This is a genomic window from Streptosporangium sandarakinum (assembly GCF_013409935.1).
Classification (GTDB): domain Bacteria; phylum Actinomycetota; class Actinomycetes; order Streptosporangiales; family Streptosporangiaceae; genus Streptosporangium; species Streptosporangium nondiastaticum.
In genome coordinates, this window is the sequence record NZ_JACCCO010000001.1 from 329,721 (window position 1) to 341,556 (window position 11,836).

General features: G+C 73.3%; 11 protein-coding genes. 3 read left to right on the forward strand and 8 right to left on the reverse strand.

Features of this window, described 5'->3' with window-relative positions; translation table 11 throughout:
* Positions 1 to 76: 76 nt before the first annotated feature.
* From HDA43_RS01565 to HDA43_RS35695, 4 genes are all read right to left on the reverse strand, one after another.
* The gene (locus HDA43_RS01565) at positions 77 to 838 is read right to left on the reverse strand and encodes a 4'-phosphopantetheinyl transferase family protein (RefSeq protein ID WP_179817948.1); all 762 of its coding nucleotides are present in this window, start codon (positions 836 to 838) and stop codon (positions 77 to 79) included.
* 24 nt (positions 839 to 862) lie between these two features.
* Positions 863 to 1,132 carry a hypothetical protein gene (locus tag HDA43_RS01570; RefSeq protein ID WP_179817949.1) on the reverse strand — a complete coding sequence of 90 codons (270 nt, stop codon included), beginning with the start codon at positions 1,130 to 1,132 and terminating at the stop codon, positions 863 to 865.
* A 551-nt stretch (positions 1,133 to 1,683) separates the two neighbouring features.
* A complete protein-coding gene (locus HDA43_RS01575; RefSeq protein ID WP_179817950.1) occupies positions 1,684 to 3,225 on the reverse strand; it encodes an acyl-CoA carboxylase subunit beta in 1,542 nt (513 codons plus the stop codon).
* A gap of 259 nt (positions 3,226 to 3,484) precedes the next feature.
* Positions 3,485 to 4,651 carry an NAD-dependent epimerase/dehydratase family protein gene (locus HDA43_RS35695; RefSeq protein WP_179817951.1) on the reverse strand — a complete coding sequence of 389 codons (1,167 nt, stop codon included), beginning with the start codon at positions 4,649 to 4,651 and terminating at the stop codon, positions 3,485 to 3,487.
* A 292-nt stretch (positions 4,652 to 4,943) separates the two neighbouring features.
* On the opposite strand from HDA43_RS35695, the gene HDA43_RS01585 reads away from it, so the two are divergent.
* A complete protein-coding gene (locus HDA43_RS01585) occupies positions 4,944 to 5,252 on the forward strand; it encodes a hypothetical protein (protein ID WP_179817952.1) in 309 nt (102 codons plus the stop codon).
* A gap of 545 nt (positions 5,253 to 5,797) precedes the next feature.
* Here HDA43_RS01585 and HDA43_RS01590 read toward each other — a convergent pair.
* Positions 5,798 to 6,205 (reverse strand): RidA family protein, encoded by a 408-nt coding sequence (locus HDA43_RS01590; RefSeq protein ID WP_179817953.1) that lies wholly within the window; start codon positions 6,203 to 6,205, stop codon positions 5,798 to 5,800.
* Positions 6,206 to 6,347: 142 nt separating this feature from the next.
* Here HDA43_RS01590 and HDA43_RS01595 point away from each other — a divergent pair, with 142 nt between their 5' ends.
* Positions 6,348 to 6,728: a winged helix-turn-helix transcriptional regulator gene (locus tag HDA43_RS01595; RefSeq protein WP_179817954.1), complete on the forward strand. Its 381-nt coding sequence runs from the start codon at positions 6,348 to 6,350 to the stop codon at positions 6,726 to 6,728.
* A gap of 97 nt (positions 6,729 to 6,825) precedes the next feature.
* On the opposite strand, the gene HDA43_RS36240 is transcribed toward HDA43_RS01595, so the two are convergent.
* The 3 genes from HDA43_RS36240 to HDA43_RS01610 form a co-directional block, all read right to left on the reverse strand.
* On the reverse strand, positions 6,826 to 7,812 hold the full coding sequence (locus HDA43_RS36240; protein ID WP_179817955.1) for a helix-turn-helix transcriptional regulator: 987 nt from the start codon (positions 7,810 to 7,812) through the stop codon (positions 6,826 to 6,828).
* Positions 7,813 to 7,925: 113 nt separating this feature from the next.
* Positions 7,926 to 8,387 carry a MarR family winged helix-turn-helix transcriptional regulator gene (locus HDA43_RS01605; protein ID WP_179817956.1) on the reverse strand — a complete coding sequence of 154 codons (462 nt, stop codon included), beginning with the start codon at positions 8,385 to 8,387 and terminating at the stop codon, positions 7,926 to 7,928.
* Positions 8,388 to 8,528: 141 nt separating this feature from the next.
* Positions 8,529 to 9,557 (reverse strand): hypothetical protein, encoded by a 1,029-nt coding sequence (locus HDA43_RS01610; RefSeq protein WP_179817957.1) that lies wholly within the window; start codon positions 9,555 to 9,557, stop codon positions 8,529 to 8,531.
* A 582-nt stretch (positions 9,558 to 10,139) separates the two neighbouring features.
* On the opposite strand from HDA43_RS01610, the gene HDA43_RS01615 reads away from it, so the two are divergent.
* Complete coding sequence (locus HDA43_RS01615; protein WP_179817958.1) at positions 10,140 to 11,828, forward strand: benzoate-CoA ligase family protein; 1,689 nt, start codon at positions 10,140 to 10,142, stop codon at positions 11,826 to 11,828.
* The last annotated feature ends 8 nt before the right edge of the window (positions 11,829 to 11,836 follow it).

The window sequence follows — 11,836 nt, forward strand, 5'->3', positions numbered from 1 at the left end:
GTCGTTGTCGAAGGTCCGGTGATGGCGACGCCCATCGCCATTCAGCAATCCGGCGCCGGGCCCCGTCAAGCTTTCGTCAGGCGGCCTTACCGGATGCCCCGGCGAGGGAGGCCCGGGTGAGGACGGCGGCGTCGGACTCCACGACCCGGACGTCGGGGTTCCCGGTGAGGATCGCCACCACCCCGACGTAGCCGTATCCGGGGTCCAGCGGCAGGAGCCGCACCCCGTCCACGGGGACGTCCAGCGGCCAGCTCAGCAGCGCGGGCCTCTCGTCCGGGCCGCTGACCTCGACGCGGTCCGGGGAGATCCGCAACCCGTGCCCGGTGGCCTTCAGGGCCGCCTCCTTGCGCACCCATGTCCGGGCGAACGCCTCGTACCGCTCGTCGCCGGGGAGCGACTCCAGGGTCCTGCGCTCGGCCGGCGTCAGCGCGCACCGCGCGAGCTCGTCGACCGAGGTCGTCGGCACCGCCTCCACATCCACGCCCAGCGGCCCCTCGGCCGTCAGCGCGACCCCGACCCGGTCGCCCGAGTGGGAGATCGAGACGTGCAGCGGGGGTCCGCCGGTGTGGATCCGCGGTTTGCCGTGGTTCCTGGCGCAGTCCGAGCACGACCTGTCGACCGCCACGTCCTCCGGGCGGAGGCCGAGCTGGGCGCCGGCCGTGACCCGCAGCAGCCAGGCCCCGGTGAGGAAGCGGCGCAGGTCCGGCTCGCGCCGGAAGCGCGCCGCCCGCTCCAGTTCACTGGGGCTCAGCACCTCGGTCAGGCCCTCGATCGTCCCCTGTCGCGGATCGGCCCACCACACGTGGCACTCGCCCGCCGACAGAACAGAAGTGATCATCGATCTTCTCCTTGTCGCAGCGTTCTACTCGCGGTGACCGGCGGACAGGGCGCGGCAGGTCACCAGTTCCAGGTGGCTGACCTCCGGCCTGGCGAGGATCCGGACCACCTCGGCGCGGATCTGCGCGCTCGTGGCCTCCTCCTCGGCGCGTACCCGGATGACGATGTCACCGGCCGCCTGCCTGAGGTCCTTGTGCCATTCCTCCGGAAGAAGCGCCAGAACCCGGATTCCGTCTACCGGAGAATTCGGTATCGGTCGCCCGTCGATATGGCGCATCGTCAACTGAACCAGCATGAGCCACGGTCCTTCTCCCATTTACCGGCCCATCGGAAAAGACCGGTTCCTCGACGTTTCACGCCCGTCCGGATGAACGGCCGCCCCAGCGAACCTCCCGAATTCACCTGATGAGGGCCGGGTCATCGTCCCTTCGATGTCCCCGCCGTCCGGCGTGGTCGGTGATTCGTTCTCACACCCTCAACTCTGCGATGCGGGATGGGGCGGGACCAGGCTTCGGCGAGGCAGCAAGTTGCACGTGGGTAGCCGCATCCTGTCACCGGCCGGCGGGCGTGACGGGGCCGTACGGGACGCGCCGGGGTGTACGGGGTCAGCGTGCGGGACGGCGGCGGAGCGGGGTGCCGCGGGGTGCCGCGGGGCGGCGTACGGGGCGAGGCGTACAAGTCAGCGTGCGGGGCGGCGGGGCGAGGCGTGCGGGGCGGCGGCGGGGTGGGGTGCCGCGGGCCGGCGTACGGGGCGGTGCGGAGGTGGTGCGAGAGTGAGGCGGCGAACGCGAAGGAGCCGTGCCTCGGTGTTCGAGGCACGGCTCCGGGGGGCGGGCGCGGCGGATGTCAGAGGGGCACGTTCCCGTGCTTGCGCCGGGCCCCGGCCCTGCGCTTGTCGCGCAGCATCGCCAGCCCGCGGGCGACCGCCGACCGGGTCTCCACGGGGTCGATCACGTCGTCGACCAGCCCCCGCTCGGCGGCGTAGTACGGGTGGACGAGCTCCTCGACGTACCGGCCGAGCAGTTCCGCGCGCAGCGCGGCGGGGTCGGCCGCGGCGGCGAGGTCCTTGCGGTAGATGACGTTCACCGCGCCCTCGGCGCCCATCACGGCGATCTCGTTGGTCGGCCACGCGAGCGACAGGTCGGTGCCGATGGAGCGGGAGTCCATCACGATGTAGGCCCCGCCGTACGCCTTGCGCACGATGACCTGGACGCGGGGCACGGTGGCCTCGCAGTAGGCGTACAGCAGCTTGGCGCCGTGCCGGATGACCCCGGCGTACTCCTGGTCGGTGCCCGGCAGGAAGCCGGGCACGTCCACCAGGGTCACCAGCGGGATGCCGAAGGCATCGCAGAAACGCACGAAGCGGGCGGCCTTCTGGGACGCGGCGACGTCCAGCACGCCGGCGAGCACCATGGGCTGGTTGCCGACCAGGCCGACCACCTCGCCGTCGATCCTGGCGAGCGCGCAGATCACGTTGGGCGCCCAGCCCTGGTGCAGTTCCAGGAAGTCCCCGTCGTCCACCAGCTCGGCGATGACCAGGCGCATGTCGTAGGGCTTGTTCGGCTCGACGGGCACGATCTCGGCCAGCCGGGGCCGCGGGTCGTCGGTCGCGCCGCGGGACGGATGGCGGGGCGGCGGTTCCTGGTTGTTGCCCGGCAGCATCGAGACGAGGTAGCGCACCTCGGCCAGGCAGCTCTCCTCGTCGTCGTGCACGAACGTCGCCACCCCCGACCGGGTGCCGTGCACCTGCGCGCCGCCGAGCTGGGTGTGGGTGACCCGCTGGCCGGTCACCACCTCCACGACGTCGGGACCCGTCAGGTAGAGCTGGGCGTTCTCACCGGCCATGAAGGTGAAGTCGGCCAGCGCCGTGGAGTAGGCCGCGCCGCCCGCGCAGGGCCCGAGCACGACGCTGATCTGCGGGATGACCCCGGACGCCTGGACGTTGCGCTGGAAGATGCCGCCGTAGCCGTTGAGCGACATCACCCCCTCCTGGATCCGGGCGCCGCCGCTGTCGTTCAGCCCGATGAACGGCGAGCCGGTGGCGATCGCCAGGTCCATCACCTTCTGGATCTTCAGCGCGTGCGCCTCGCCGAGCGAGCCGCCGAAGACGGTGAAGTCCTGGGCGTAGACGAACACGCGGCGGCCGTGGATGGTGCCCGATCCGGCGACCACGCCGTCGGTGTACGGGCGCTGCCGCTCCATCTTGAGGCCGTGCGCCCGGTGCCGCCGGTACATCTCCACCTCGACGAACGACCCCTCGTCGAGCAGCAGGTCCAGCCGCTCGCGGGCCGTGCGCTTGCCGAGCCTGTGCTGGCGGGCGACGGCCTCACCGTTTCCGGCGGCGATGCCGTCCCGCAGCCGGCCGTGCTCCTCGCGCAGCGCCCGCATGGAGCGGGACGCTGGCCGGGCGGCCGGCGCGGGGGGTGCGGCCGGCGGCACGTCGTCACAGCCGCCGGCGGGCACTGCGGGCCCGGCGGGCCGGTCGCCGGCGGGCGCCACTGGGCGGACGGCGAGGTCCTCCCTGGCGGGCGCCGGCGCCGGTATGGATACGGCGTCGAGTTCCGAGATACTCACTGGAGATCCTCCCTCAGGTGTTGCACGCGCCGGCGTGCCGGGTGACCCCGGCCGCCCGCGGCCACGTGGGGCGTCACCTCACGAGCGCGGGCGCCGGGTAGGCGAGGCCGGCGCGACCGGCGGGCAGGTGCCCGCTCTCGCACAGCCACCGCACCGTGTCCCCGACGGTCTCGGCCAGGGGGCGCGGGGTGATCCCGCCCGCGCCGGCGGTTCCGGCGGGGCGTCCGGCGTGGGCGCAGGTGTGGATGGCGCCGTACTCGGCGGGGATGTGCCACGGCCACACCCGCTGCACCAGGTCGGCGAGCAGGCCGACCGGGATCATCGTCGCCGCGGGCAGGAAGGCCGCCGGCAGGGCGCGGCCGGTGACCTCGCGCAGCACCCGGACGTACTCCCGGGTCGTCACGTACCGGCCGGGCCCGAAGTGGCGGCCCGTCTCCGGACCGCCCGGCCCGGCGGGCGCGGCGTCACATGCGGCGTGCGGGGCGGACCCGGTGCGCGCGGTGGGCGCGATGGTCGCGGTGTCCCGTACGGCGGACGTGGCGTCCGGTGCGGTCAGCAGCCGGGCGTGCAGCGCCGCGGTGTCCCGCACGTCGCCCAGCGGGAACCCGCCCGCCGGCCACAGCGGCATCAGTCCGCGCAGCGCGTCGCGCAGCCTGGCCGTCTGGTCGCCCAGGTTGGGGTCGTGCGGCCCGAGCAGGGCGGGCGGGTAGGTGATCACCACCGGGGCGCCCTCGGCCTGGTGGCGGCGGGCCACCAGCTCGGCCGCGGCCTTGGTCGCCGCGTAGGTCTCGCGCGGGCGGGCGACGGGCGACCGCTCGTCGATCGTCCCGGGCCGTGCCGGGGACGACGGGTCGCGTGAGGGCTCCGGGGCCAGGGCCACGACGGTGGAGACGTGGATGATCGGCCCGCCGGCGGCGCGCCGCGCGGCGCCGAGGACGACCTCGGTGCCGCGCTCGTTGACCCGGCGCATCCGCGCCCGCAGCCTGCTGTCGAAGGAGTAGACCGACGCCGCGTGCAGCACCGCGTCGGCCCCGCGCACGGCCCCGGCCACGCTTCTCTCGTCGGTCACGTCGCCCGCCACCACGTCCACGGCCGACGGCTCGACGTGCAGGGGCGCCAGCGCGCGCTCCACCTTCGAGGGGTCGCGGACCAGCATGCGGACCCGGTGGCCCGCGCTCACCATCGCCGCGATCGAATGGGCGCCGACGAATCCGGTGCCGCCGGTGACAGTTACGAGCATCGGTTCACCTCTCCCAATCCCCACCAGTCAAAGGCGGCGGGCCGTCCGGTGTCATCTCCTGTTGTGCTTGCCGCCGAACGCGCACTTCACGGGCCGTCCGGCCCTTCCCGGAAATGCGTGGCCGATTGCTGTCACAAGGCCCTTCTCCCGGGGCAGGGGACTGGCAGGAAGTGGTAACCGGTATGCAACTTGCTGCCTCCGCCAAGCCTGGTCCGGGCCCTTCCGGGAACGCAGAGTTGATTGTGCGAGGACGACTCGCCGAGAAAACGAAGAACGAGAAAGAGGCAGTGATATGAAGAACCTGACCGCCTTCCCGGCGAACTACAGGAACATCGTCAAGGGCGCCGTCGCGGTCGCCTCCGGCGCGCTGGTGCTGACCTTCGCGGCCGGCGCCCCCGAGGCGGTGGCCGGGCAGGCCGGCGGGCGGCACGCGGCGGTGCTGGCCGACGGCAACACCTGGGGCGCGGCCGCGCAGGGTGACGGCAACACCTGGGGTTCCGCCGCCCAGGGCGACGGCAACACCTGGGGTGTCCTGGCGGAGGGCCCCGGCAACACCTGGGGCTCCGCCCCGCAGGGCGGCCCCGGCAACACCTGGGGCTGACCGGCGGCGCCCCCGGCGGCACGCCGCGCCGAAGGCGCGGAAAGGCGAAACGCGGAGAACCGGGACGGGGAAGACGGCGCACAGGAAGGCGGGACGCGGACCGTACGGGAGAAGGGCCGGACCCCCCGTACGGGAGGAGCGGAAACCGCGAGGAGAGACGAGAAAGGTCCGGAAAGGGCCTAAGAGAGCCGGGGCGGCGGGCAGAGTCCCCCCGAGGCCATCGAGCGGCGTGTCGACCCCGCCGGTACGGCCTCCCCGGAAACCTCGCCCGGAGCGGCGGACCCGCTCACGCGCACCACACCCACGTGCGCCACACCCACGTGCGCCCCGATCGCGCGCACCACGCTCAGGCGGACCACGCTCAGGCGCGTCCCGATCGCACGGGCTCTGATCGCACGGGCCCCGCGCCGTGGTCCTCCCCTCCCTCACGACTCCCCCGCCGGCGTCTCCGCCCGCGGTGGTTCCCCCGGCCTGGCACCCGTCCGGCGTCCCCGCCGGTCGGCGGGCCGGACCCCGTAGAGGGACGTCCGCCCGCGTCGCCGCGGTCAGTCGATGATCGCGGTGGCCTCGACTTCGACCAGGTGGTCGGGCACGTCCAGTGCCGCGACACCCAGCAGCGTGGCCGGCGGCACCGGGGTGATCCCCAGCTTCGCGGACGCCCGGGTGATCCCCTCCAGGAGCAGGGGCATCTTGTCGGGGGTCCAGTCGACGACGTAGACGGTCAGCTTCGCGACGTCGTCGAAGGAACCGCCGGCCCCGGACAGGGCGGTGCCGATGTTGAGGTAGCACTGTTCGACCTGGGCTGCCAGGTCGCCTTCGCCGACCGTGACCCCGTCGGCGTCCCAGGCGACCTGCCCGGCGACGAAGACCAGCTTCGACCCCGACGCGATGGACACCTGCCGGTAGACGTCGATTTCCGGCAGTCCGCCGGGGTTCATCATGGTGATGGCCATGCCACTCGTCTCCTCGTCATGAGAGCCCAGGGGCTCGCTTGCATCGGACCACGACGCTCGTGGTCTCTTGCGGTTACTGGGGAACTGTAGGAGAGTGTGCGCTGACATGGAAGAACGCACTTTTCAGTGACTGGGGAACCTCATGGTGACCAAGCAGTTCGAGGGCTCGCCCGCGGACGCGGACCTGACACGCGCCGACTCCCTGGCGCGCGAGATCTTCTCGGACGTCGCCAACAAGTGGGCGCTGCTGATCATCGAGGCTCTGGGGGAACGCACCCTGCGCTTCAGCGAGCTGCGGGACGGCGTCGAGGGGATCAGCCACAAGATGCTCACCCAGAACCTGCGCATGCTGGAGCGCAACGGCCTGGTCGAGCGGAACGTCCACCCCACCGTGCCGCCGCGGGTCGAGTACACCCTCACCGAGCCGGGCCGGGCCCTGTGGGAGATGACCAACGAGATGTGCGGCTGGACCCACCGGTACCTCGGCCACATCGAGGCGTCCCGCCGCCGCTTCGACGCCTGAAACGCTCAGGACGTTTGAGACGTCCGAGGCGCTTGAGACATCCGGGGCGCCCCGGAGAACCGGAACGTCCCGGGGGGAGGGGACGCGCGGCGGCCGGTCAGATCCAGTTCTCCTCCTTGGCGCGCAGCGCGGCCTGGAAGCGGTTGACCGCGCCGAGACGGGCCATGAGGTCGGCGACGTAGCGGCGGTAGGTCCGCACCGAGATGTCCAGCTCGCGGGCGGCGATCTCGTCCTTGTCGGCCGTGGCCATCACCTCCAGCACCCGCTGCTCCATCTCCGAGAGCAACGGCTGCTCGGTGGAGGGCTCGATGAACTCGCGGAGGTCGACGGCGGACTTCCACATGCCCTCGAAGTAGATCACGAGCTGGGACACCAGGCCCGGCTCCCTGACCAGCAGGGCGCCCCTGGCGCTCTCCTTGGGGTCGATCGGCACGACCGCCACGCTGCGGTCGTAGATCAGCATGCGGTCCATGGGCTGCTCGGTGATGCGCACCTCGCCGCCGAGGCTGACCAGCTCGCGGAGGTAGGAGAGCATGAAGGCGTCTTCGAGCGCCTTGGGGTGGTACACCCCTTTGATCGACAGGCCGCGGCGCAGCGAGCGGGTGTCCAGCGGCAGCGCCGACTCGATCATCACCCGGCTGAACGGCCCGCCGGGGTGCAGGCAGAGCGTCTCCTTGTAGGAGAAGAAGGCGAGGTCGTCGAGCCGCTGGCGGACCCGGTCGGCGCCCTCGACCCGTTCGATGTCGAGGGCCGTCGCGGCGCGCTCCCCCTCCTGCTTGTCCTCCATGAAGACCGAGATGGCGTCGCGCGCCGCGAGGACGCGCAGGACCTCGGCGTTGAGCTCGTTGAGCCGCTTCTCCACCAGGCGCTCGATGCCGATCCGCGGCTCGGTGGCCACGACCCGGTGCCGGTCGTGCAGGTCGAGCAGACCCAGCCGGCCGAGTGTCTCGGCGGTGGACTCCACGAGATCCGGATCGAGGCCCAACGCCTCGGGAACGGAGTCGACGCCCTCCCCCCGGTGCCGGAGGAAGTATCGATAGATCTCCACCGCCTCCGGCGAGATGCCGATGACGGACACGTCCACGGCTCACCTCCCGGCCATGCGCACCCGTCCCCAAAGGCGGGCGAACCGCCCCGCCATACAGGTGCGCCTGCCTACAATCTAACAACAAAGAGATAATCAGTAAATCGGCATATCTAGCCGATGACCCCCTGCACGGCCAGGTGAGCAAGAACGCGGTCGAGGTGCGCCCGGTCCTCGGCCGTCAGGCCGCCGAGCAGCCGGTCGTGGACCGTCTCGGTCACCGGGCGCAGCACGTCGGCGAGCAGGGCATGACCCGCGCCGGTCAGCCGTACGGCGTAGGCGCGGCGGTCGGCGGGATCACGCGCGCGATCGACCAGCCCTCTCTCCTCCAGGGCGTCGATGAGGTGGACCATGGTCGAGCGGTCCACCCCCAGGCGGCGGCCGATCTCCTGCTGGGACAGCGGGCCCGCGGCCTGCAGCAGGCCGAGCACGCCGTAGTCGCGCCAGCGCAGGCCCTCGCCCCGCAGCGCCTCCTCCGTCTCGGCGACGACCCGCCGGGCCGCCTCGTGCAGCAGCCAGCCGGTCGTCCCGGCGAGCATCTCCGTGGCGGGGGCCGAGCCTCTCACGCCGTCCATGGTCACCGCGTCCCCTCCCGGCTCACCGCGTCCGCTCCCGGCGGCGGTCGCGGACCGTCAGGTTCACCGACCGCCGGCCGCCCCGTCAATCGGCGGCGTCCTCCGCACGTCGAGGGCCACCGTACGCCCGGGGAGGAGGGGTCAGTTGACCGGGCACGGCAGTACGGTGCCCGGCGGGACCGGCCGGTGGCAGGCGGCGCCCGGGCAGACCACCTTGACGACCTGGCGGGACGGCCCGGCCATGACGGCGACCGGCTCGTGCCCGAACCGCCGGGACGCGACGTCCGCCCAGTTGGACGGCCGCAGCCCGCCGGGTTCGCCGAGGAGCCGCGAGCCGGCGTCGACGGCCGACCGCTCCAGGTAGGCGAGGTAGTCGGCCTCGCGGTGCCAGACCACGAGGCGGCGCAGCGAGTCGCCGGCCGGCAACTCGTCCCACGGCTGGGCGCGGGACGCCATCGCCCGCAGGAACGCCTCGCCGACCGCCTCCTTGACCGTCCGCGCCGCGGCGGCGGCCATGGTCGCCCCCTCGCCGCCCACGCCGACCAGGGCGATCCGGGCGCCGGGGGCGGGCAGCACGAACGCCGACACCCACAGGCCCAGGCCGGACGCGGCCTCGACGACCCCGGGGGGAAGCAGCCGGTCGAGATACCGGGACACCCGGAGGATCCGCTGCCGGGGGTCGGCCCACCAGCGCGTGACCACGTCGTGGGCGAGCAGCTCGGCGACCGCCGCGGAGACCCCGTTGTCGACCACGCCGACCTCGGTGGGCTCGACCGCGCCGTCGCTCTCCCCCAGCCGGCAGACCTCGGCCGGCAGGAGGTAGCGCTCCCCGGTCAGCAGGCCGGTGCCCACGACGACCGGCCCGTCCTCCGGCGGGCCGGACACGAAGTCGGTCAGCCTCAGCCGCCGCCCGCCGGGACCGGCCACGGGCACGGGCTCGGGTCCGGGCGGCAGGCGGTGCAGGAGGTCGAGGGCGGTGGCGCGGGCCCGCGCCCTGGTCCGGGCCGCGTAGGCGGAGAAGCCCGCGGCGATCACGGCGGGCGCGGCGGGCGACGCCTGCGCGTGCGCCAGGTGGACCGTGCCGCCCAGGCAGCCGGCCACCTCCCCCGCCGTTCCGGATGCCGCCTCCGGTGCCGTGGCCGGCCGGGATTCCGCAGATGTGGACGCCATCGGTCCCTCCTCCTCACAGATCCCGGCCCGTGGGGGCCCGGAGTGAAGGCCGTCGGCCCCGCGGCCGCCGCTCACCTCGCGGAAAGGGGCTGCGTCGGTCGGCCGCGGGCCGGGGTTTCTCCGCCGACCGGCTTCCCTTCCCGGTGTCGGAAACGGTACGGGGGCCGGTACGGGACCCAGTACAGCACGCCGGTCCCGTGGGAGGTCAACGCGGCGGAGCCCATGCAGCAATCCGCGAGAAGATATGGCGGGACGTCCCCCTTTGGGCAGGGGTGTCCGGAGCCGCGCAGGGGGTGCGCGGCGGGGCGCGGGGATGACGCTTCGGCTCCTTCGCCTCGGACGGGCTGCACCCCGCCCGCGGGTGCGCGGGGACGCCCGGAATGCCGGCACCTTCCCGGACCCCGCTGCGCCCGCGCGGGCGCGCGGGGGACGTCGAGCGGGCGCCCCGGGGCGGTCCGGCGACTGGCAGGAACCTGTCAGCCGCGGCCATTTTGCTGCCTCCGTTTCGCCTGTCCGGCGTTCCGCCCGGAATGCATCGTGGGTGGCACGAGGACGAATCACCAGCCACGAGGCAGGTTTCCCATGGACGTTTCCGTCACCGCGCCGCCCGGCTTCGATGTCCACGGTCGCCATGACGACGCTCCCCGCTTCAACGTCGCCGAGCGTTTCCTGGACCGCAACCCCGGCGAGCGGACCGCGCTCCTCACCGACGCCGGTCCCGTCACCTACGGCGAGCTGCGGGCGCTGGCCGGCCGGGTGGGCAACGCGCTGCGCGCGCTGGGCGTGCGGCGCGGCGACCGGGTGCTGCTCGCGCTCGGCGACGGGGTGGAGTTCGTCGCCGCCTGGTACGGCGCGCAGCGGATCGGCGCCGTCACCGCCGAGGTGTACACCTACCTGCAGCCCAAGGACTACCGCTACTTCGCCGACTACGCCGAGCCCGCCGTCGTGGTGGCCGACGCGGTGACCCTGGACCGGCTGCGGGAGGCGGGGGTGACGAACCTGCTGGTGGTCGGGGTGCCCGAGGAGGACCTGCGTCCCGGCGAGCGTCATTTCGCCACCCTCGTCGCCGCGCAGCCGGCCGAGCCGGTCCAGGCGGAGACGACGCGCGACGACGTGGCCATCTGGAAGTTCACCACCGGCAGCACCGGCGCGCCCAAGGCGTGCGTGCTGCCGGCGCGCAGCCCGCTGCTGAGCTTCGAGTGGTACGCCCGCGGCGTGCTGGACATCCGGCCCGACGACGTCGTGCTGCCGGTGCCCAAGCTGTTCTTCGGTTACGCCCGCGATCTGACCGCGCTGTTCCCGTTCGGGGTGGGCGCGGCCGGGATCGTCTTCCCCGAGCGCAGCACCGCCGACCGGATCTTCGAGCTGATCGCGAAGTACCGGCCGACCATCCTGGTCAACGTGCCGACCATGATGAGCGCGATGATCGCCCACCCCGAGGCCGCCCGGCAGGACCTCAGCTCGATCCGGCTGTGCACGTCGGCCGGCGAGTCGCTGCCGGAGGAGCTGCACCGCCGGTGGCTGGACACCTTCGGCGTCGAGATCGTCGACGGCATCGGCTCCTCCGAGGCGTACCACATCTACCTGTCCAACCGGCCGGGCCAGGCACGCCCCGGCAGCCTGGGCCGGGTGGTGCCCGGCTACCGCGCCCGGGTGGTGGACCGGCACGGCCGGACCCTGCCGGACGGCGAGACCGGGCTGCTGGAGGTGACCGGCGAGACGGTGGCCCTGGCCTACTGGCAGGAGCCGGAGAAGTCGGCCGAGACGTTCGTCGGCGAGCACACGGTGCGCTCGGGCGACCTGTTCACCCGCGACGCCGAGGGCTACTTCTACTACCGCGGCAGGGCCGACGACATGCTGAAGATCGGCGGTATCTGGGTGGCGCCCGCCGAGGTGGAGAACTGCCTGCTGGGCCACCCCGCCGTGACGGAGTGCGCGGTCGTCGGCCACCGGGTGGACGGCCTGACCCGGCTGCGGGCCTACGTCGTGGCCGACGGGGAGGTGTCCGCCGAGGGGCTGCGGGCGTTCGCGAAATCCAGGATCGCGCCGCAGAAGTGCCCGCGCGACATCCGGTTCGTCGCGGAGCTGCCGCACACCGGCTCCGGCAAGCTCGACCGCCGCGCCCTGAGCGACGGCGACGGCGGAGACCGCGGGGACCACGAGGACCGTGGCAACCCCGGTGACCGCGAGAACCGCAAGGACCGCGAGGACCGCGGGGCCGCTGTCCGGAGCGGCGCGGACCGCCCGGAACGCCTGGCCGAGGTGGCCTGAAAAGGGGG